We start from the raw sequence: 20,716 nt of genomic DNA, 5'->3' as shown, positions 1-20,716 counted from the left end.
CTCACGAAGTGCTGTCGGCGGGGCTGTGCGGATCATCCGCTTCGGCGCGGCCGAGGCAGACGATGCCAGCCACGATCAGTACCGCACCGACAAGGTGATGCAGGGTCAGCGGCTCTTTCAGCAGCCAGGCCGACAGCAGCAGCACACTGATCACCTCCAGGTGCGAGGCCGCGAACGCCGGGCCGATCGGCGCATGGCGCAGCAGGCTCATCCAGGTGAAGAACGCGCCGACGTAGCCGAGGACCGCGCCGTATACCCACGGCTGCGACAGCACGCGCAGCAGCCACGCGGTGTTGGCCTCGACCGGCAGCGCGGCGTCACCGGCGTACTTGAAGCACAGCTGGGCCAGCGTGTCGAAGGCCATCAGCAGGGGAAAGCCGATCACATACAGGCGCCTCATGAGCCGGCCCCTACCACCGCCACGCCCGCCGTGACCAGCAGCATGCCGGTCACCCGCAATGGCGTGAGCTTTTCGCGGAACAGGATGCGGCCGGCGATCATCAGCGCGACGATGTTGATCGAGCCCAGCAGCACGCCCTTGGACAACGGCACCAGCGACAGGAACGCGATCCAGGCAACGAACTCAAGCACGTAGCAGGCGATGCCGATCCACAGCCAAGGGCGGCTGAGCATGTGTTTCCAGCGTTGCAGTCCTTCGCCATCCTGCGGGTCGCTGGCGGCGGCCTTGAAGGCGAGCTGGCCACCGGTATCGAGCACCACATTGGCCAGCCACAGCAGCGTGGCGAGTGCCCCCATCTCAGGCCACCGCCTTGAGCACGCCGCTGCGTTCACCTATTTCGGTGAAGAAACGCGCGCTGCGGCGGATCACCTCGCGGCGTTCGCGGTCGATCGTGATCATGTGGTAGCTGTCTTCCAGCACCACCAGTTCCTTCGGGCCGCTGACCCTCGACATCACCAGTTCGGCGTTGCCCATGCTGGCCACGTCGTCTTCGCGGGCGTGCATCACCAGGCACGGTGCGGTGACCTGGTGCAGGTGGCGGCGGGTCCAGTTGCTCAGGGCGCGCATCTCGGCCAGCGCGTGCCAGGGGTTGCCCGGCAGGCCGGCCGCGGCGCTGTCGCCGGACAGCATGGCGGCACTGACCTGCGCACGCAGGCGCTCGTCACGCAGGCCATAGGGCGGTTCTTCCATGAACATGCGGTCGCGGCCGATGTTGAAGCGCTTGAACCACGGCAGCAGGAACGACAGGCGGGCCACGGCGGGAATGTTCCAGCCGTCGTAGCGGAAGGTGGCGCCATACACGCCGACGCCGGACACCCATTCGGGGCGGCGTGCAGCCAGCGCCAGCGCCAGTACCGCGCCCATCGACAGGCCGCCGACGAACAACTGGTCGACCTTGCCACGCAGGCTCGCCGCTGCATCTTCCACGCCCTGGTACCACTGTTCCCAGGTGGTCGCCAGCAGGTCATCCACGGTGCCGCAATGGCCGGGCAACTGCACGCCGTGTACGGTGAAGCCGGCGTTGTTCAGGCCCTTGCCCAGCATGCGCATTTCCGCCGGGGTGCCGGTCAGGCCGTGGACCAGCAGCACGCCCTGCGGGCCACCGGGGAGGAAGAAGTCGTGCGATTCGGTCACCTGGCGGCTCCGGGACGGCAGTGGGGATGGTCAGGATCGCAAGCGCGATTTTCGCCAGCCTTTCAGCGCCCCGGTACGGGTCAGGGGCCCTTCAGCAGCGGCAGTGTGATGGCGACCTTCAGGCCCCCACCGGCGCGGTTGAGGAAGGTCAGGCGGCCGCCGGAATGCTCCACCGCTTCGTGCGCGATGGCCAGGCCCAGGCCGGTGCCGCTGGCTGCGGTGCCAGGCGCTCGGAAGAAGCGCTCGCCCAGCCGTGGCATCACGTCCTCGGGCACGCCGGGGCCGTTGTCCTCCACGTACAGTTCGACGTCATTGTCATCCAGCGCATGCACGCCGACCGTGACGGTCGCATCGCGGCCGGCATAGCGCAGCGCATTGTCGATCAGGTTGTCCAGTGCTTCCTGCAGCTGGGCACCATTGCCGAGCACGCGCAGCGGGTGGGGGCTGCCGCGGTAGCCCAGATCGATGCCATCGCGGATCGCTTCGGGCACGCGCATGCCGACCCACTGCGGCACCAGCTCGCACAGGTCCAGTGCCTCCACGGTATCGGGCACGGTCTGCGCCCGGCTCAGTGCGAGCAGCTGGGTGCTGACCCGGGCGGTGCGCTGGTTGAGCCGGCGGATGTGCTGCAATGCCTCGCGCACCGTGTCCGGGTCGCCATGTGCCAGTGCCTGGTCCACGTGCAGGGCCATGCCGGCCAACGGCGAGCGCAGCTGGTGCGCGGCATCGGCGATGAAACGGTTCTGCAGCGTGATCATTTCCGCCTGGCGCGCGAACAGATCGTCGATGGTGCTGATCAGCGGCTGGATCTCTTCGGGCACGTCGGCATCGGAGATCGGTGCCAGTTCGCCGCGGCGCTGCGCCAGGCGGGTCCTCAGCGGGGTCAGGATGCGCAGGCCATGGGTCACCCCGAACCAGACCAGCGCGGCGGTGCCCAGCGCCAGCATGGTCATCAGCGGGATGATGATCATCAGGATCTCGCGCGCACGCTGGCGTCGTTCGGCCATGCTTTCGGCCACCGTCACCGCCAGCTGGTCCTGCGGATCGTTCATCGCACGCGTGCAGACGGTGGCCATGCGCACCGGCTGGCCGTTGAGAATGCCATCGTACAGGGTGGGGTCCACGCCGGTGCATTCCTGCGAAGGCGCGTAGGCACTGAAATCCGCATTGCCGCTGAGTGTCCCCTGGCGGCTGCTGTCCACGTTGAAATAGCGATGGCCGTCGGGCTCGTATTCGATCAGGAAGCGCGCCTGCGGAGACAGGTCGCTGGTCACCGGCATGGTGCTCAGCATCTGCGCGAACGAGTGCGTGTCGTCGATCAGGTTACGGTCGTGGATGCGGTTGGAATAATCCAACGCAACGTAATAGGCCAGGATCGTATTGAAGGTAAGCAGGCCCAGCATCGGCAACGCCAGGAAGGCGAGCAGGCGCCGGCGCAGGCTGGGGGGGCCACTGATCACGGGGCGCTGTCGTCCTGCGCGTCTTCCAGCATGTAGCCCAGTCCGCGCACGGTGCGGATGCCCATGCCGCCGGGCTGCAGCTTGCGGCGCAGGCGGTGCAGGGCGATGTCCAGGCCGTTGTCGGTCAGGTCCTGGCCCCAGTCGCACAGCGCCTCCACCAGCTGTGCGCGCGAGACGATGCGCTCGGCGCGTACCGCCAGTGCCGACAGCAGGCCGAACTCGCGTGCGGTCAGTTCCAGCGACTGGTCGTCGATCCACACCCGATGCCCGGCCAGATCGATGCGCAGGCGGCCGATGCGCAGGTCCGGGTTGCCATTGCTGGTCACGCGGCGCAGCTGTGCGCGCACGCGGGCTTCGAATTCGTCCAGTGCGAATGGCTTGACCAGGTAGTCGTCGGCACCGAGGTCGAGCACGCGCACGCGTTCGGCCAGGCCGTCGCGGGCGGTCACCACCAGTACCGCCAGGCCATCGCCGCGCTGGCGCAGGCGCTGCAGCACGTCGCGGCCATCCAGCTGCGGCAGGCCCAGGTCCAGCACCAGCAGCGCGTATTGGGTCGAACCCAGCGCGGCGTCGGCGTGCGCGCCGTTGTCGACGTGGTCGACCACATGCCCCTGCCGGCGCAGCGAGGCGCACAGGCCGGAGGCGATGTCCGGGTCGTCTTCAGCAATCAGAACGCGCATGCGCGGGGAGCTCCTGTGACGGTCGGGCCCAGCGGGTGGACGGGGCGGGCCTCTCGGCTGCCGAGGGTAGCCGCAAACCGGGTGAAGGTGGAGCGCGCCGGCACCTCCCGGCACCGTCGCGCTGTCCCGCCATTCAGTCCTGCAGGCCCGGCTCACCCAGTGCCAGCGGCACCCGTGAGCCGTCCAGCAGGCCGCGGCTGAGCCTGCCATCCTCGATGAACAGCAGTTCGCCGTTCTCGCCGTTCTTGATGCTGCTGTCGATGGCGATCACGCGGTCGCCGTGGAAGCTGCTGACGTGTGGCATCGAGGTATGGCCAACCACGATGCGCGTGAGCTGCAGGCGGTCGAGCACGGCCTGTACCGCCGCGGTGTCGAGGCGGCCATCGAAATAGCCGCGGTACCAGATCGGGCTGGTCTTGCCGTCATACAGCGGTGCGGTGGCCGGGTCGGCCTTCACTTCGGCCTTGGGCAGGCCCAGAGAGGCCTGGTAGGCCGCATTGGTGCGTACCGGGTCCAGCGCCAGCTGCAACGCCTCGGGCGAGATGCCGCCATGCAGGAACAGGGTATCGCCGATCTTCAGCAGCACCGGGCGGGTGCGCAGCCACTGCCCGATCACCGAGTCGGCGCCATACAGTTGCGGGTAGCTGCGGCCCAGCAGCTGGGCGCTGCGCAGGTACTTCGGGTTGACGTAGCGCAGGTCGTCGTACAGCACCATGGTTTCGTGGTTGCCGAGCACGAAGTGCACTGCGCCACCGGCGGCGGCGGCCTGCTGCTGCAGGCCGTACAGCAGCCAGAACGCCTCGGTCACCTGCGGGCCGCGGTCGAATACATCGCCAGCGATGACCAGCGTGTCCTTGCCCAGGGCCCAGCGATCCTGGGCGTCGATGACCTGGTGGGCGCGCAGCAGGCGCACCAGCAGCCCGTACTGGCCATGGATGTCCGACAGCGCGACGATGCGCGGCGCGGCCGGCAGCACGGAGACCGAGGCCGCATTCGGCGCGGCCACGTGCACGGTGTGTTCGTAGCCACAGCGCGGCGCGATATCGGTGCCCGTCGTGTTGATGGCCAGCGAGCGCGACTCGACCTTGTCGTCGCAGATCCACTTGGCCTGCAGCTGGTCGCCCTGGCGGAATACATAGGGGCCATCGGCCTGCACGTGGTCGGCGGGCGCGGCAACCTCGCGGGCCTGCGTGGTTGCTGTGGCGCAGGCCAGCAGCGGCAACAGCAGGGCGGTCAGCAGGAAAGGGCGATAGCGCGGCATCGGCGGCGTCCGGCGGCGGAAACCTCCGATGCTAACCGGCGCGGCCGGATCGTGGTGTGCGCGAATGGGCGGACCAGGCGCCGCGCCGGTCGTCCTTGAGCTTGCGCACGCGGGTGGCGGCGGCCTGCAGCGGCTGACCGTCGCGCCCGTGTGGCTGCATGTAGGGCAGTGGTCGCCGCGTGCTGGATTCGATCAACTGCGAATGGGCTTCACCGGCGCTGAAGCGATGGCGTTCTCCCCACTGGCGCAGCGCGACCAGCAGCGGGAACAGTTCCTGGCCGGCGCGGGTGAGCACGTATTCCTGGTAGGCCGAGCCATCGGAGGCCGGTTGCAGTTGCAGGATGCCGGCCTCGACCAGCCTGCGCAGGCGATCGCTGAGGATGTTGCGCGCCGCGCCGAGGCTGCGCTGGAAGTCGCCAAAGCGCGTGACGCCGTCGAAGGCATCGCGGATCACCAGCAGTGCCCAGCGATCACCGAGCAGGTCGGCGCTGCGGGCAACGGGGCAGGGACTGTTGGCGTGCATGCTGTGGCCTCCGAATGTGGTTGCAGTTTAAAACCAATGACGATAGCCTGCATCAAGTTTCAAATTGCAACTACATCATGAGCGCATCGATGTCCCGCCCATTGCTGACCCTGCTCGCGGTCGCGGCCGGCGCCAGCGTTGCCAACGTCTATTACGCGCAACCGCTGCTGGATCGGCTGGCACAGGCCTTCGCATTGCACCGTGCCGTGGCGGGCGCAGTGTTGGCGGCAACCCAGGCCGGCAGTGTGCTGGCATTGCTGGGCCTGCTGCCGCTCGCCGATCGCGGTGACCGGCGACGCCTGCTGCGGATGCAGTTGATGGCGCTGGTGCTGGCCCTGCTGTGGCTGGCAGCGGCACGCACGGCCGGTTGGCTGTTGTCGGGCATGCTGCTGGCCGGGCTGTTGGGCACCGCGCTGACCCAGGGCTTGATCGCCTATACCGCCACGCTTGCGCCGCCCGAGCAGCGCGGGCGCCTGGTGGGCGTGGTGCAGGGCGGCGTGTTCATCGGCCTGTTGCTGGCGCGCGTTGTATCGGGCGCGGTCGCGGCCACCGTCGGCTGGCGGGCGGTCTATCTGCTGTCGGCAGCGCTGATGGCGGCCCTGGCCGTGCTGCTGTGGCGGCGTCTGCCGGCGGTGCCGGTGCCGGCGGTACCACCGCGCTGGCGCGAACTGCTGGGTTCGATGCTGGGCATGCTGCGCCGGGACCGCGCGCTGCGCGAGCGTGGGCCGCTGGCATTGCTGCTGTTTGCTGGCCTCAACGTGTTCTGGGCGGCGGTGCCGCTGCCGCTGTCGGCGCCGCCGTTGCAGTGGTCCACCGCGGCCATCGGCGCACTGGGCCTGGCCGGCGTAGTGGGCGCCTTGATGGCGGCGCGGGTCGGGCACTGGATGGACCGCGGTTTCGCCGGTCGGGTCAGTCTTGGCGCGTTGCTGCTGATGCTGGCCGCGTGGTGGCCGCTGCTGGGCCTGCCGCAGTCGCTGTCGTTGCTGCTGCTGGGCGTGATCGTGCTCGACCTCGGTGGGCAGGCACTGCACGTATCGAACCAGGCGCTGCTGCTGCGTGCACCGGCAGAACAGCATGGACGCCTGGTGGCGTTGTACATGCTGTTCTATGCAGTGGGCAGTGGTGCCGGTGCGGCTGCCGGGCCCTGGATGCAGGCCCGGCATGGCTGGCCTGCCGTGTGCCTGCTGGGTGCAGGCATCGCGGCGCTGGCGCTGCTGTGGTGGGCAGCATGGCGGGTGGTGGCGTCCAATGCATCGGCTGGCGGGCGAATCGGTAGAGTCGACTGTCGGTAGAGTCGACTGTCAGTCGACTGCTCTTCGCCCCGCGTGCGAAAAATCCCGCGCTGCGTGCGATAGTCGACCAGCGGTCGACTCTACCTGTCCTGTCGTCATCGCTGCAGTGCACGCCGTCCCGGTGCTTCCTCAAGGTCCGCGCTGGCCACTACCACGCGGTTGCGGCCGCTGCGCTTGGCCTCGTACATCGCCGCATCGGCCCGTGCCATCAGCCGCTCGTAGTCCGGGTGGCCGTCATGGCCGGCTACGCCGATGCTGGCGGTCAGTGCCAGTACCTGGCCGTTGGCCAATGCCACCGGTGACTGCGCGATCTGCCGCCGCAGGCTTTCGGCGATCACCGCGGCCTGTGATTCGCTGGCCGCGACCAGCACCACCACGAACTCCTCGCCGCCATAGCGGAACAGGTAGTCACTGCCGCGGGTCAGCTGGCCGAGCAGGCCGGCGACGTGCTGCAGCGCGCGGTCCCCGGCGTCGTGGCCGTGGCCGTCGTTGATCGCCTTGAAGTGATCCAGGTCGAGCAGCAGCAGCGAGAACGGCGTGCGGTTGCGCGTGGCCAGCTCGATCTCCCGGCGCAGCACGGTAGGCAGGAAGCGGCGGTTGAGCAGGTTGGTCAGCGCATCGCTGCCGGCATCCAGCTCGCCGATGCGCTCGAACAGCAGCGTCATCAGGGTGCGGATGGCGGCCAGGTCCTCGCGGATGGCCGGCAGCACCGCCAGTCGTTGTGCCGGGGCATCGTTGCTCGCCCGCTGCAGGTTGCTGTCGATGCGGGCCATCAGCTGGCCGACCTGCCGGGTCTCGCTGCTCTCGCCGAAGCTGGGGATGCCCTTGTGGGTGAACCACAGGCCGAACTCGGAAGTGGCCAGGCTGGCGCTGTCGCTGGCCTGTACGTGGCCAGCGAGCGCGTAGAGCAGGGCGTTCTCCCAGTCCAGCAGCAGTGCGCGCTGGCGTTCGCGTTCGGTGCCGACGTTCTGCACCAGCGAGAACAGCCGGTACGCAGCATCGGCGCGGGTCGAGCGCTCGCGTGCATGGGTATAGGCCAGGGTCATGCCTTCCATGGCGATGTCCATGATCGCGCTGAGGCAGTCGATGGCGGCGAACGCAGTGGCACTGTCGGGCGCGTCGTCGTGCAGGCGCACGAACAGTTCGTGCTTGAGCACGCGCGCGCCGCGGGTGACCAGGTCGACCGGAATACCGACCCGGGCATGCACATCGCCGATCACCCGCTGCGAGGCAACGGCGCCGGCAATACCGTCGGCATTGGTGGTCAGCAACTGCACCAGCCAGCGCTGCATGGCCGGCTGCAGGCGCTGCTTGACCTGATCGTGGGACAGGAAGCGGCGTGCACGCCCGTCCTGCAGCAGTACCTCGTAGAAGCGTTGGGCCAGCGCCGGCGGGGCATCGGCGGCGGCGGCGTGCAGCAGCGCGGTGGCGGCAGGGCCGGCCTGTTGCAGGCAGTGCTGCCAGGCCTCGGCCAGCGGTTGGCTGGCATCGTCCAGTTGGGGTGGTTCCACGTCGATCTCTGACTGCGTACGGCAAACCACGGGTATCGGCCGCGGTGGCGCACGGTTGATGGCGGGTTGGCCGGTCAGTTTATGCGCGATGCAGGGTTGCACGGCGCGCAAAGCACGTCGGCGCCGCGGCGGCAATGAGTGAACGCATTTGAGAATCACTCGCATTGATGGGAGAATGCGCGCACGGATCGGCCCGCAGGCGACTGCAGCGACGCTCCGCCTCCCCCTCGTCGTTGCCTCAAGCCCTTTGCCAGAGGCCCCGTTGCCCTGCCAGAAGGTCCAGATCATGTCTCCTGCCGTTGTCCTTTCGCCGCGCCCGCTGGCGCTCGCCGTTGCCGCCCTGCTGGCGGGAAGCGCCCTGACCGCCCAGGCCGAAACCGATGCCACCGATATCGACACGGTGCATGTCACCGCCTCGCAGATTGCCCGCCAGGCACTGGGTACCTCGACCATCACCGCCGAGGACATCGCCAAGCGCCCGCCGGCCAACGACATCGCCGAGCTGCTGCGCACCATGCCGGGCGTCAACCTCACCGGCAACAGCGCCTCGGGCCAGTACGGCAACAACCGCCAGATCGACCTGCGTGGCATGGGCCCGGAAAACACCCTGATCCTGGTCGACGGCAAGCGCATCGGTGCGCGTGATGCCGTGCGCATGGGCCGTAGCGGTGAGCGCAATACCCGCGGTGATACCAACTGGGTGCCGGCGGAAATGATCGAGCGCATCGAAGTGCTGCGCGGCCCTGCGGCGGCACGCTATGGCTCCGGTGCGTCCGGTGGCGTGGTCAACATCATCACCAAGCGCCCGACCGGCGACCTGACCGGAGCGGTCGACCTGTATGGCCTGGTGCCCGAGCACAGCGCCGAAGGCGGCAGCGAGCGCGTCGGCCTGCAGCTGAGCGGGCCGATGACCGACACCCTGTCGTTCCGCCTGTACGGCAACCTCAACAAGACCGACGCCGACTCACTGGACCTCAACCGCCAGTACGCCACCAACCCGAACGCGGTGCCGCCGGCTGGCCGCGAGGGTGTCAAGAACCGCGACGTCAACGCGTTGCTGCGCTGGGACATCACCGCCGACCAGGTGGTGGAGTTCGAAGCCGGCACCAGCCGCCAGGGCAACATCTACGCCGGTGACCGCGCGGTCAGCACTACCGGTACCTCGACCGGCGTTGACCTGGCGGCGCTGGCCGACGGCGAAGCGGAAACCAACCGCATGTACCGCAACACCGGCGCGATCACCCATCGCGGCCGCTGGGGCGACGTGACCTCGCGGGTGACCGCCGCGGTGGAAGCGGTCAACAACTCGCGCATCAATGAAGGCCTGGCCGGTGGCCCGGAAGGCAGCTTCAACGGCACCGACTGGTCGACCTCGCGCCTGCGCAACTACCAGCTGGATGGCGAAGTGAGCTTCCCGACCTCGCTGGGCAGCGCCGAGAACATCTGGACGCTGGGCTTTGAATACCTGGACAGCCGCCTGACCGACCCGTACTCGATGAGCCAGTCCAGCAGCAGCGGCGGCGGCATCCCGGGGCTGTCGGCCGATCGCGCGCGGGGCAAGGCCGACGCGCAGACCACCGCAGTGTTCGTCGAAGACAACATCTACCTGGGTGAGCGCTGGATCGTCACCCCGGGCCTGCGCTTCGACCACCACAGCCAGTTCGGCAACAACACCAGCCCCAGCCTCAATGCGCAGTTCCGCATCAACAGCGACTGGGTGGTGAAGGGCGGCATCGCCCGCGCGTTCAAGGCGCCGAACCTGTACCAGTCCAATCCGGACTATCTGTACTACACCCGTGGCAACGGCTGCCCGAATGCACTGCCGAGCCTGGGTGCCGGTTGCTACATGCGCGGCAACGCGGACCTGAAGGCGGAAACCAGCCTGAACAAGGAACTGGGCATCGAGTGGGCACCGCAGAGCGGCTGGCAGGCCTCGTTGACCTACTTCCACAACGACTACAAGGACAAGATCCAGGCCGGCTACACCCAGATTGGCCTGACCGCCGACACCAAGGGCCGCATCTTCCGCTGGGAGAACGCGCCCAAGGCGATCGTGCAGGGGCTTGAAGGCAACCTGGTGATCCCGCTGCTGGGCGAGCAGGGCAACCGCCTGAAATGGAGCAACAACTTCACCTACATGGTGGAAAACGAGAACAAGAGCACCGGCCAGCCGCTGTCGGTGATCCCGAAGTACACCGTCAACACGATGCTGGACTGGCAGGCCACCGACAAGCTGTCGGTGCTGCTGACCGGCACGTTCTACGGCAAGCAGGAACCGGCCACCGCCAACATCAACAATGATCCGCGCTGCACCGGCAGCTGCGATCCCTCGATCGCGCTGCAGGACCGCGGTGCCTACAACATCTGGGGCGTGAGCGCGCGCTACAGGGTGACCGGGACCGTCAGCTTCGGCTTCGGCGTGAACAACCTGGCCGACAAGCGCCTGTTCCGCGAGGCCAACAGCAGCGATGCCGGTGCGGCGACCTACAACGAACCGGGCCGCGCCTACTGGGCCAGCCTGCGCTTCGGGTTCTGACCGCACGCGGACGCCGGTCCGCTGCGGTCGCCAGGCCAGGCCAGGCGCTGCCGGCCACGCTCCGGTAGCGCCGGGCCTTGCCCGGCGACACCGGCGCCGCGTGCCTGCAATGTTATAAACACCGTAATAGTCTCCCCCGCCAGCACGGCGTAGCCTGCACCGCATCGCAAAGGAGCTGTTGCCATGGGCCACGACCACGATCACCTGCCATCCCAGATCCGCCACGAGAAACCCTTGTGGTGGGCGCTCGGCCTGACCTCCACCTTCCTCGTCATCGAGGTGGTGGGCGCGTTCTGGACCAACAGCCTGGCGCTGCTGTCCGACGCGGCACACATGGCCACCGATGCACTGGCACTGATGATCGCGCTGGTCGCTGTGCGGTTGAGCCGACGCCCGCCGGACGCGCGCCGCACCTACGGCTATGCACGCCTGGAAGCGCTGGGCGCGATGATCAACGGCGCCATGCTGTTCGTGGTCGCCGCCTACATCCTGTGGGAGGCGATCGGTCGTTTCCGCGAACCGCAGGAGATCGCATCTTCGGGCATGCTGGTGATCGCCGCCGCAGGCCTGGTCATCAACCTGATCTCGATGCGCCTGCTGCAGGCCGGCAGCGGCGAGAGCCTGAACGTGAAGGGCGCCTACCTGGAAGTGTGGGCGGACATGCTTGGCTCGGTGGCGGTGATCGCCGGTGCGTTGTTGATCAAGTGGACCGGCTGGAAGCCGATCGACCCGATCCTGGCGGTGCTGATCGGCCTGTGGGTACTGCCGCGCACCTACGTGCTGATGCGCGAGGCGATCAACGTGCTGCTGGAAGGCGTGCCCAAGGGCATGGACGTGGCCAAGGTGCGCGACAGCCTGTCCGGTCATGCTGCGGTGCTGGACGTGCATGACCTGCATGTGTGGGCGCTGGCCTCCAGCACGCCGGCGCTGACCGCGCACATCGTGATGCGCGACGGCACCGACGCCGATGCGCTGCGCCGTGAGCTGGGCGGGCGCCTGCACGATGACTTCGGCATCGAACACGTGACGCTGCAGATCGAAGCGGACCACTGTGGTGAAGCCTGCGCTGGACCGGCGTCGGCAAAGGGCGGCGCGCAGCAGGGCCATGAAGGCCACGACCACGGTGAGGACGCGCAGGGCCATCGCGGCCGCGTGCATCATTGAATGAAAATGAAAGCCGCACCGGGGAATGCCCGGTGCGGTCATTCGTCGCGTCGCGAGGCCAGCCGATCCGCCAGCCGGGTCGGTTCCGGCAGCCGGTAACCGCGCAGCGTGCGCTGCACCCAGTCCAGCGCGGTATCGGCACTGACCCGATGGCCGCCGGCCACGAACAGCGGCTTGCAGCGCACCTTGCTGCGCAGCACCCAGCCCAGTTGTTCGTCGCCATCCTGCAGCGGCGCATGTGCACCGGCCTCGGCGCCCGGTTCGACGAACCGGCCCACCAGCTTCGACTTGGCCACGCCGATGCTGGGCAGGTCGGTGACCACGCCCAGATGCGCGGCCACGCCCAGCCGGCGCGGATGGCTGATGCCATGGCCATCGACGAACACCAGGTCCGGCGTGCGCGGCAGCAGCGCCAGCGCGGCCAGCAGTGCCGGCAGCTCGCGGAAGCTGAGCAGGCCGGGGATGTAGGGCATCACCGTGGGGATGCGCGCGATCTCCTGCGCCACGGGCTTCAGCGTCTCCACGTCCAGCAGTACCGCCGCGGCGCGGGTGATGGCGCCGTCGTCTTCAAAGCCAACATCCAGCCCGGCCAGCCAACGGACGTCGCGTGGCAGGCGGTCCTGGCGCTCCACGCGGCCGGCCAGCTGGAGCTGCTGCGCGCGTGCCGCGGAGACGCTGCCTTCCCAACATCCGGGATCGATCACCGTATTCATCGGTCACAGCATCGCACGGGCGGCGCCACGGCCCGGTGAGCGGCGGCCGGGCTACAATGGCGGCCTGCCTTTCCTCGCGTTGGAGACCCTGCAGTGACCCGTAAACTCGTACTGTTGCGCCATGGCCAGAGCCAGTGGAACCTGGACAACCGCTTCACCGGCTGGGTCGATGTCGACCTGACCGAGCAGGGGCGCCGGGAAGCGGCCGCCGCCGGTCGCCTGATGCGCGAGGAAGGCCTGCAGTTCGACGTCGCCCACACCTCCGTGCTCAAGCGTGCCATCCACACCCTGCAGGGTGCGCTGGCCGAGCTGGAGCAGGACTGGCTGCCGGTGAACAAGTCCTGGCGCCTCAACGAGCGGCACTACGGCGGCCTGCAGGGGCTGGACAAGGCCGAGACCGCGGCCAAGCACGGCGAAGAGCAGGTCAAGGTCTGGCGTCGTTCGTACGACATCCCGCCGCCGCCGATGGACCTGGAAGATCCGGGCCACCCGATCCATGACCGCCGCTACGCCGGTCTGGACCGCAACGCGCTGCCGGGCACCGAGTCGCTGGCCACCACCCTGGACCGCGTGCTGCCGTACTGGCACGACGCCATCGCGCCGCAGCTGAAGGACGGCAAGACCGTGCTGGTCACTGCCCACGGCAACTCGCTGCGCGCGCTGTACAAGTACCTCAACAATGTCTCGCGCGAGGAGATCCTCGAGCTGAACATCCCGACCGGCATCCCGCTGCTGTTCGAACTGAACGACGACCTGACCGTGCAGTCGTTCCGCTACCTGGGCGACCCGGAAGCAGCGCGCAAGGCCGCCGAAGCCGTGGCCAACCAGGGCAAGGCGAAGTAAGAAGCACAAGGCCGGCGCAAGCCGGCCTTCGCTTTTGTCGAGCCGAGCCCACGCTCGGCCGGCGCTGTCGCAACCCGGTAGAGCCAACCCATGGGGGCTGCATCGGCCAGCTACGAGGGATCCATGCGGCGCACCTTCGGCGGCCGCAACGCGGCAATGTCGATGACGTGTTCCTGGCATATCACCTGATAGTGCGTGAATGGGCCCGGGTAACTGACATCGGCAAAGGTGGCATGGTCCAGATAATCGAGGAACTTCGAACGGCTGTAGCGGCGGAACAGGTTGCCGCTCCAGGTTTCGGCGTCGTCCCAGCTCTGGTAGGACTCGTTGTGCACGGCGTAGCTGATGTAGTGGTCCCAGATCAGCTCAAAACGCTGCGAGTGGGGCATCACCTCTATCGCACGCGCATCATCGATTGAACGTCCATGAGCGAGCTCCACACGGGAGGGCTTTCCGACCACCAGGCCTTCCTCGACGACCAGGCGCAGACGATTCGCTTCCGGCTCGCCGATGCCCGCCAGGAACAGACACTCACAAGCGTCGATGGCCTGCAGCAGCGCAGCTTCGTCCATGGTCATGAAGTCCAGTGATCGCGGAAGCCAGAGCATAGCGGCATGCAGACGGAGCCGCGCCATGCGCTCGTGACCTTTGGCCGGTCCCCAGCGTCGCTCCCGCGGCTACCCTGTGAAATTACCCGCAGGAGAGCCTCATGAACGTCCGCAACCTGGTCCCGCTGGGCCTGACCATCGCCATCGCTGCCTCACTGGCGGCCTGTGGCAAGAACGAAACCGCCCCGGCGGCCAGTGCCGACGCCAAGCCGGCCTTCGACCTGTCGCAGATCAAGACGCCGCTGATCTCGCTCAACAGCGCCGACCTCGATCCGGCCATTCCGGCCTGTACCGACCTCAATGGCTTCGTCAACAGCAAGTGGCTGAAGGCCAACCCGGTGCCGGGCGACCAGACCACCTGGGGCAGCTTCGAGATCCTGCGCGAGCGCTCGCTGGAAGTGCAGCACGCGCTGGTGCAGCAGGCCGCCGCCAGCCAGGCCAAGGCGGGCTCGGTGGAAGCGAAGATCGGTGACATCTGGAAGACCGGCAACGATGAAGCGAAGATCGAAGCTGCCGGCCTGGGGCCGCTGCAGCCGCAGCTGGACAAGATCACCGCGCTGAACGACACCGCCGCCATCACCCGGTACCTGCGCGACAGCCAGGCCGAGGGCAAGGGCGTGCTGTTCTCGCTGTTCGCCAATGCCGACTACAAGGATTCGGCCAACGTCATCGCCTACGTCGGCCAGGGTGGCCTGGGCCTGCCGGAGAAGGGCTACTACTTCGACGATGCGCAGGCCAAGATCCGCGACGCCTACGTGGCCTACATCGCACAGGTGCTGACCCTGTCCGGCGTGGACGCGGCGCAGGCCGCCGAGCAGGCCAAGGCCGTGATGGCCTTCGAAACCCGCCTGGCCAAGGCCTCGATGTCGCGCATCGAAATGCGTGACCCGGCAAAGCGCTACAACCCGCTCAGCGCGGCTGAGGCCGACAAGCTGACCCCGAACTTCAGCTGGACCGCGCTGTTCGAGACCCTCAAGGTGCCGGCCGCGCAGAAGTTCTCGCTGGCCCAGCCGGGCTTCTTCGCTGAAATGGACAAGATGCTGGCCGATGTGCCGGCCAGCACCTGGCAGGCCTACCTGCGCTTCCACACCATCGACGACGCCTCGCCGTACCTGAGCAGCCAGTTCGAGAAGGCCAACTTCGATTTCTATGGCACCACCCTGCGTGGCCAGAAGGAAATGCAGCCGCGCTGGAAGCGCGTGCTGGAGTCGGTCAACGGTGGCATGGGCGAAGCCCTGGGCCAGCTGTACGTCGACGCCGTGTTCCCGGCCGAGTCGAAGGTCGCCATGCAGCACCTGGTGGAAAACCTGTCGCAGGCGCTGAAGGCGCGCCTGGAGCAGCTGCCGTGGATGGGCGAAGAAACCAGGAAGAAGGCCCTGGAGAAGTGGGCCAGCTTCACCCCGAAGATCGGTTACCCCGACAAGTGGCGTGACTGGGCGGGCCTGCAGACCAACGGCGACAGCTACCTGGGCAACATGCAGGCGGCGCGTGCGTTCAACTACCGCTACATGCTGGACAAGATCGGCAAGCCGGTGGACAAGACCGAGTGGGGCATGACCCCGCAGACCGTCAACGCGTACTACAACGCCACCAAGAACGAGATCGTGTTCCCGGCGGCGATCCTGCAGGCACCGTTCTTCGACGCCAAGGCCGATCCGGCGCTGAACTACGGCGGCATCGGTGCGGTCATCGGCCACGAGATGATGCACGGCTACGACGACTCGGGCAGCCAGTTCGCCGCCAACGGCAACTTCGACAACTGGTGGACCGACGCCGACCGCAAGGCCTTCACCGAGCGTACCGACCAGCTGGTCGCGCAGTTCGACGGCTATGAATCGGTGCCGGGCGTGTTCGTGAAGGGCAAGCTGACCCTGGGCGAGAACATCGGCGACCTCGGCGGCCTGACCGTGGCCTACGACGCGTTGCAGATGGCGCTGAAGGAAGACCCGAAGGCGAATGTCGAAGTGGATGGCCACAGCCAGGACCAGCGCTTCTTCATGAACTGGGCCACCGTGTGGCGCCGCAACTTCACCGATGGTGAGCTGCGCGTCCGCCTGAACACCGATCCGCACGCCCCGGCCAACTTCCGTGCCAACGGCGCACCGTCGAACATGCCGTCCTATGCCGCTGCATTCCAGTGCAAGGCCGGCGACGCGATGGTGCGTGCCGACGACAAGCGCGTGGTGATCTGGTAATCGATCACCCGTGACTGCGTGATGCGAAAGGCCCGGCGAATGCCGGGCCTTTTGTCTTCCAGGCCGGTAGCGCAGCGCCGACTGGTAGAGTCGACTGTCAGTCGACTATCGCGCGCAGCGCGGGATTTTCGCGATCTGGACGAAGAGCAGTCGACTGACAGTCGACTCTACCGACGGGTCGTTTCACCTTCCGGAAGATCTCAGGCCAGCTCCGGCTCCCGCGCCAGCATGCGATGGAAGCGCTGCAGCACGTAGGGATCGACCAGCCCTCCAGACTGCGAATCGATGATCCGCAACGCGGTTTCGTGCTCCATCGCGTCGCGGTACGGGCGCACGCTGGTCATCGCATCGTAGGCATCGGCGATGGTGACGATGCGCGCGCCCAGCGGGATGGATTCGCCGCGCAGCCCATCGGGATAGCCGCTGCCATCGAAGGCTTCGTGATGGGCGCGGATCAGCCGCGCCACGGGCGCGGCGTCGCTGCGGCCGGTGGCCAGGAAGATGTGCTCGCCGCGCACCGGATGCTCGCGCATGATCGCGCGCTCCTCATCGGTATGCCGGCGCGGTGCCAGCAGTACGTCGTCGGGAATGCCGATCTTGCCGATGTCGTGAAAGCGCGCGGCCAGGCCGACCTGCGCACAGGCCTGGTCGTCGAGATCGCAGTGCGCGGCCAGCCGCTGCGCGAACAGGCCGACGCGGTCGCAGTGATGGCGGGTGTAGGCGTCGCGCATCTGCAGCGACATCGAGAGGGCATCGATCAGGCAGGCCTGCGCGTGCAGCAGGTCGGGGGCGGGTACGGCGTCAGGAAACATGGTCATCCGCCCGCACCGGGTGGGGACCGGTGCGGGGTGTTCGGGGGGCGATCAACCCGGGGCGAGGGTGGTCAGAAGGGCGCGGGCCGCGTTGAAGCGGTCTTCCGGCAACGGCAGCGGGTGCTTGATGCGCAGCTTGTCGGGCCCTTCCATGGCGTACAGGTTCGGTTGCTTCTGGATCAGCTGGATCACCGCCATCGGGTCGATGTTCGGCTTGGATTCGAACACGATGCGGCCACCATTTTCGCCCAGGTCCAGCTTGCGGATGCCCAGCGTGTTGGCCTTCAGCTTCAGCTCGGCGATGGCGAACAGGTGCTTGGCCGCATCCGGCAGCAGGCCGAAGCGATCGATCATCTCCACCTGCAGTTCGCGCAGCGCATCGCTGTCGCGCGCGCTGGAAATACGCTTGTACAGGGTCAGGCGGGTATGCACGTCCGGCAGGTAGTCTTCCGGGATCAGTGCCGGCACATGCAGTTCGACCTCGGCACCACGCACTTCCTCGCCGGCATCAAGGTCGGGCAGCTTGCCCTGCTTGATGCTGCGCACCGCGCGCTCCAGCAGCTCGGTGTACAGGCTGAAGCCGACCTCGGCCATCTGCCCGCTCTGGTCCTCGCCGAGCAGTTCGCCGGCACCGCGGATTTCCAGATCGTGCGTGGCCAGGGTGAAGCCGGCGCCCAGCTCGTCCATCGAGGCGATCGCTTCCAGGCGCTTCTCAGCGTCGGGGGTGATCGCGCGGCGGTCGGGCGTGATCAGGTACGCGTAGGCGCGGTGGTGCGAACGTCCGACGCGGCCACGCAGCTGGTGCAGCTGGGCCAGGCCGAAACGGTCCGCACGGTTGATGATGATGGTATTGGCGTTGGGGATGTCGATGCCCGACTCGATGATCGTGGTCGACAGCAGCACGTTGAAGCGCTGCTTCTGGAAATCCAGCATCACCTTTTCCAGCTCGCGCTCGGGCATCTGCCCATGGGCGATGCCGATGCGCGCCTCCGGCACCAGCTCGGACAGCTCGCGCTGCATGCGGCCGATGCTTTCCACGTCGTTGTGCAGGAAATACAGCTGGCCACCACGCGCCAGCTCGCGCTGGAAGGCTTCGCGCAGCAGCGCGTTGTCCCACTGGGTGATGAAGGTCTGCACCGCCAGCCGGTTCGGCGGCGGCGTGGCGATGATCGACAGGTCGCGCAGGCCGGCCATGGCCATGTTGAGCGTGCGCGGAATCGGTGTGGCGGTCAGGGTCAGCAGGTGCACGTTGGCGCGCAGCGCCTTCAGCGCTTCCTTCTGGCGTACGCCGAAACGCTGCTCCTCGTCGACGATGACCATGCCCAGGTCCTTGAACTTCACGTCCGGCTGCAGCAGGCGATGGGTACCGACGATCACGTCGATGGTGCCGGCGGCGACCTTTTCCAGCTCGGCCTTGATTTCCTTGGTGGTCTTGAAGCGCGACAGCACCTCGACCTTCAGCGGGTAATCGGCGAAGCGGTCGCGGAAGTTGCGGTAATGCTGTTCGGCCAGCAGCGTGGTCGGCACCAGCACAGCCACCTGCTTGCCGGCACTGGCGGCCGCAAAGGCCGCACGCACCGCCACCTCGGTCTTGCCGAAGCCGACGTCGCCGCAGACCACGCGGTCCATCGGCTGGCTGCTGGCCAGGTCGCGCAGGGTGGCGTCGATCGCGGCCAGCTGGTCCGGGGTCTCCTCGAACGGGAAACCGGCCGCGAACGGCTCGTACATCGCGCGGTCGACCTGCAGAGCCAGGCCGGCACGCGCCTGGCGGCGGGCCTGGATCTCCAGCAGTTCGGCGGCGACGTCGCGTACTTTCTCGGCGGCCTTGCGCTTGGCCTTGCTCCACTGCTCGCCACCGAGCGAATGCAGCGGCGCGGTTTCCGCCGACGCACCGGAATAGCGGCTGATCAGGTGCAGCTGGGCGACCGGCACATACAGGCGGTCGCCCTTGGCATATTCGATTTCGAGGAACTCGCCGGGCATGCCGCCGACGTCCATCGCGATCAGGCCACGATAGCGGCCGACGCCATGATCCTCGTGCACGATCGGCGCGCCCTCGGTCAGTTCACCGAGGTCGCGGATGATCGCTTCCGGCTCGCGGCCGGCACGGCGCGTGCGCCGGGTGCTGCCGGCGCGCTCGGGGAACAGCTGGCGCTCGGTCAGCACCGCGATGCGCGGATCGTCCAGCGCGAAGCCATCCTCCAGCGGTGCCACCGCGATCGCGAAGCGCGCGTCGTCGGCGAGGAAGCTGGGCAGGTCGGCCACCACCGGCGGCTTCAGCTCGGCGGCCTGCAGCACTTCCAGCAGCGCCTCGCGGCGGCCGGGTGAATCGGCGGCGATCAGTACCCGGCCCGGATAATGGCCGAGGAAGGATTTCAGCGCATCGCCAGCGGGGGCTTCGCGCGCGGCCACCGGCAGCGGTGGCAGCGGCTGGTCGCCCAGCGCGTGCGCGTCGGCGATGCGCGCATGGTCAGCCGCCCACACCTCGATGCGCGGGGCATCGTTCAGGCGCTCGCGCAGCAGCTCCGGCGACAGGTACAACGCCGACGGCGGCAGCAGCGGGCGCTCCACATCATGGCGGCGCTGCTCATAGCGGTCCGCAGTCTGCGCCCAGAACGCGACGGACGCTTCATACGCACCGGCACAGACCACCGGCAGGCTGCCGCTGGGCAGGTAGTCGAACAGGGTTGCGGTGCGTTCGAAGAACAGCGGCAGGTAGTACTCGACGCCGGCCGGCGCCAGTCCGGACTTCAGGTCCTGGTACAGCGAACTGCGCCGGGTATCGACATCGAACCGCTCGCGCAGCGTGGCCAGCACGCGGGCGATGCTGGCTTCATCCATCGGCACTTCGCGGCCGGGCAGCATGTGCACCGCCTCGACCTTGTCCAGCGAACGCTGGCTTTCCGGGTCAAAGGCACGGATCGAGTCGATGTCCTCGTCCAGCAGTTCCACCCGCAGCGGCTCGTCGGCACCCATCGGGTACACGTCGAGCAGGCCGCCGCGCACAGCGAAGTCGCCCGGGTCCATCACCTGCGGCACGTTGCGGTAGCCGGCGCTTTCCAGGCGGCGCTTCTCGGCTTCCAAATCCAGGCGCTGGCCGACCTTCAGGTCGAAGCTGCCACCGATCACGTAGCTGCGCGGGGCCAGCTGCTGCAGCAGGGTCTGCACCGGCACGATCACCAGGCCACGCTTCAGCGCGGGCAGGCGGTGCAGGGCGGCCAGGCGCTGCGAAATGATGTCCGGATGCGGACTGAAGCGGTCGTAGGGCAGGGTTTCCCAGTCCGGGAAGGCGACCACCGGCAGGGCCGGATCGCCGCCGAGCAGGGTGTGCAGGTCGGCTTCGAGCTGGTTGGCACCGTGGTTGTCACGGGCGATCACCAGCAGCGGGGCGTCGTGCGCACGCGCGGCCTGGGCAAGGTACCAGGCCAGGGCGGTCGGCGAGGCGGGGGCGCGCCACCAGGCGCGGAGCTGGCCGGCGCGCGGCAGCGGCGGGGCGGGGTATGAGGTACGCGACATGGACCCCG

At 67.9% G+C, this 20,716-nt stretch carries 17 protein-coding genes; 5 read left to right on the top strand and 12 right to left on the bottom strand.

All coding sequences use genetic code 11. The features are described 5' to 3' along the window. Position 1: 1 nt before the first annotated feature. The 7 genes from AC5P53_RS11150 to AC5P53_RS11120 form a co-directional block, all read right to left on the bottom strand. Positions 2–400: a DMT family transporter gene (locus AC5P53_RS11150; protein WP_049441504.1), complete on the bottom strand. Its 399-nt coding sequence runs from the start codon at positions 398–400 to the stop codon at positions 2–4. Further along, positions 397–756, bottom strand: a complete 360-nt coding sequence (locus tag AC5P53_RS11145; protein ID WP_014646430.1) for an EamA family transporter — start codon at positions 754–756, stop codon at positions 397–399. The genes AC5P53_RS11150 and AC5P53_RS11145 overlap by 4 nt, the downstream gene beginning before the upstream one ends. 1 nt (position 757) lies before the next feature. Continuing rightward, positions 758–1,594 (bottom strand): alpha/beta hydrolase, encoded by an 837-nt coding sequence (locus AC5P53_RS11140; RefSeq protein WP_014646431.1) that lies wholly within the window; start codon positions 1,592–1,594, stop codon positions 758–760. An 80-nt stretch (positions 1,595–1,674) separates the two neighbouring features. Continuing rightward, on the bottom strand, positions 1,675–3,054 hold the full coding sequence (locus AC5P53_RS11135; RefSeq protein WP_227863648.1) for a sensor histidine kinase: 1,380 nt from the start codon (positions 3,052–3,054) through the stop codon (positions 1,675–1,677). Beyond that, the gene (locus AC5P53_RS11130; protein WP_014646433.1) at positions 3,051–3,734 is read right to left on the bottom strand and encodes a response regulator; all 684 of its coding nucleotides are present in this window, start codon (positions 3,732–3,734) and stop codon (positions 3,051–3,053) included. Before AC5P53_RS11130 ends, AC5P53_RS11135 begins: the two co-directional genes overlap by 4 nt. 133 nt (positions 3,735–3,867) lie before the next feature. Further along, positions 3,868–4,995, bottom strand: coding sequence for a metallophosphoesterase (locus AC5P53_RS11125; RefSeq protein WP_197574156.1), 1,128 nt, complete (start codon positions 4,993–4,995; stop codon positions 3,868–3,870). A 31-nt stretch (positions 4,996–5,026) separates the two neighbouring features. After that, a complete protein-coding gene (locus AC5P53_RS11120; protein ID WP_241886619.1) occupies positions 5,027–5,518 on the bottom strand; it encodes a winged helix-turn-helix transcriptional regulator in 492 nt (163 codons plus the stop codon). An 89-nt stretch (positions 5,519–5,607) separates the two neighbouring features. Here AC5P53_RS11120 and AC5P53_RS11115 point away from each other — a divergent pair, with 89 nt between their 5' ends. Continuing rightward, on the top strand, positions 5,608–6,810 hold the full coding sequence (locus AC5P53_RS11115) for an MFS transporter (RefSeq protein ID WP_414611939.1): 1,203 nt from the start codon (positions 5,608–5,610) through the stop codon (positions 6,808–6,810). 95 nt (positions 6,811–6,905) lie between these two features. Here AC5P53_RS11115 and AC5P53_RS11110 read toward each other — a convergent pair whose 3' ends face one another. Next, positions 6,906–8,321, bottom strand: coding sequence for a GGDEF domain-containing protein (locus tag AC5P53_RS11110; RefSeq protein WP_032958025.1), 1,416 nt, complete (start codon positions 8,319–8,321; stop codon positions 6,906–6,908). A gap of 286 nt (positions 8,322–8,607) precedes the next feature. On the opposite strand from AC5P53_RS11110, the gene AC5P53_RS11105 reads away from it, so the two are divergent. Together AC5P53_RS11105 and AC5P53_RS11100 are read left to right on the top strand one after the other, a co-directional pair. Continuing rightward, complete coding sequence (locus AC5P53_RS11105; RefSeq protein ID WP_241886620.1) at positions 8,608–10,857, top strand: TonB-dependent siderophore receptor; 2,250 nt, start codon at positions 8,608–8,610, stop codon at positions 10,855–10,857. A gap of 183 nt (positions 10,858–11,040) precedes the next feature. Then, positions 11,041–12,021 (top strand): cation diffusion facilitator family transporter, encoded by a 981-nt coding sequence (locus AC5P53_RS11100; protein WP_049441512.1) that lies wholly within the window; start codon positions 11,041–11,043, stop codon positions 12,019–12,021. Positions 12,022–12,059: 38 nt separating this feature from the next. On the opposite strand, the gene nfi is transcribed toward AC5P53_RS11100, so the two are convergent. Continuing rightward, positions 12,060–12,734 (bottom strand): deoxyribonuclease V, encoded by a 675-nt coding sequence (gene nfi / locus AC5P53_RS11095; protein ID WP_014646440.1) that lies wholly within the window; start codon positions 12,732–12,734, stop codon positions 12,060–12,062. A 93-nt stretch (positions 12,735–12,827) separates the two neighbouring features. Between nfi and gpmA the strand changes: the two genes are divergently transcribed. Further along, on the top strand, positions 12,828–13,577 hold the full coding sequence (gene gpmA, locus AC5P53_RS11090) for a 2,3-diphosphoglycerate-dependent phosphoglycerate mutase (protein WP_014036448.1): 750 nt from the start codon (positions 12,828–12,830) through the stop codon (positions 13,575–13,577). 110 nt (positions 13,578–13,687) lie between these two features. Here the strand turns inward: gpmA and AC5P53_RS11085 are convergent, their stop codons facing one another. Continuing rightward, entirely contained in the window at positions 13,688–14,155 is a 468-nt protein-coding gene (locus AC5P53_RS11085) for a hypothetical protein (protein ID WP_049408863.1), read from the bottom strand. A 131-nt stretch (positions 14,156–14,286) separates the two neighbouring features. On the opposite strand from AC5P53_RS11085, the gene AC5P53_RS11080 reads away from it, so the two are divergent. Beyond that, on the top strand, positions 14,287–16,380 hold the full coding sequence (locus AC5P53_RS11080; protein ID WP_241886621.1) for a M13 family metallopeptidase: 2,094 nt from the start codon (positions 14,287–14,289) through the stop codon (positions 16,378–16,380). 200 nt (positions 16,381–16,580) lie between these two features. Here the strand turns inward: AC5P53_RS11080 and AC5P53_RS11075 are convergent, their stop codons facing one another. Together AC5P53_RS11075 and mfd are read right to left on the bottom strand one after the other, a co-directional pair. After that, a complete protein-coding gene (locus tag AC5P53_RS11075; RefSeq protein ID WP_053494648.1) occupies positions 16,581–17,198 on the bottom strand; it encodes an HD-GYP domain-containing protein in 618 nt (205 codons plus the stop codon). Between the two features lie 45 nt (positions 17,199–17,243). Beyond that, positions 17,244–20,708, bottom strand: coding sequence for a transcription-repair coupling factor (mfd, locus tag AC5P53_RS11070; protein ID WP_049441517.1), 3,465 nt, complete (start codon positions 20,706–20,708; stop codon positions 17,244–17,246). Between the last annotated feature and the right edge of the window lie 8 nt (positions 20,709–20,716).

Source organism: Stenotrophomonas sp. YJH_SMC_82, from assembly GCF_059368875.1.
Note: the sequence above shows the minus strand (reverse complement) of the source record. Positions and strands in the feature narration are given on the sequence as shown.

Coding starts and splice junctions, on each gene's coding strand:
- AC5P53_RS11150 (WP_049441504.1), bottom strand. CDS start 400: ATGAGGCGCCTGTATGTGATCGGCTTTCCCCTGCTGATGGCCTTCGAC.
- AC5P53_RS11145 (WP_014646430.1), bottom strand. CDS start 756: ATGGGGGCACTCGCCACGCTGCTGTGGCTGGCCAATGTGGTGCTCGAT.
- AC5P53_RS11130 (WP_014646433.1), bottom strand. CDS start 3,734: ATGCGCGTTCTGATTGCTGAAGACGACCCGGACATCGCCTCCGGCCTG.
- AC5P53_RS11125 (WP_197574156.1), bottom strand. CDS start 4,995: ATGCCGCGCTATCGCCCTTTCCTGCTGACCGCCCTGCTGTTGCCGCTG.
- AC5P53_RS11120 (WP_241886619.1), bottom strand. CDS start 5,518: ATGCACGCCAACAGTCCCTGCCCCGTTGCCCGCAGCGCCGACCTGCTC.
- AC5P53_RS11115 (WP_414611939.1), top strand. CDS start 5,608: ATGTCCCGCCCATTGCTGACCCTGCTCGCGGTCGCGGCCGGCGCCAGC.
- AC5P53_RS11105 (WP_241886620.1), top strand. CDS start 8,608: ATGTCTCCTGCCGTTGTCCTTTCGCCGCGCCCGCTGGCGCTCGCCGTT.
- AC5P53_RS11100 (WP_049441512.1), top strand. CDS start 11,041: ATGGGCCACGACCACGATCACCTGCCATCCCAGATCCGCCACGAGAAA.
- nfi (WP_014646440.1), bottom strand. CDS start 12,734: ATGAATACGGTGATCGATCCCGGATGTTGGGAAGGCAGCGTCTCCGCG.
- AC5P53_RS11085 (WP_049408863.1), bottom strand. CDS start 14,155: ATGACCATGGACGAAGCTGCGCTGCTGCAGGCCATCGACGCTTGTGAG.
- AC5P53_RS11080 (WP_241886621.1), top strand. CDS start 14,287: ATGAACGTCCGCAACCTGGTCCCGCTGGGCCTGACCATCGCCATCGCT.
- AC5P53_RS11075 (WP_053494648.1), bottom strand. CDS start 17,198: ATGACCATGTTTCCTGACGCCGTACCCGCCCCCGACCTGCTGCACGCG.
- mfd (WP_049441517.1), bottom strand. CDS start 20,708: ATGTCGCGTACCTCATACCCCGCCCCGCCGCTGCCGCGCGCCGGCCAG.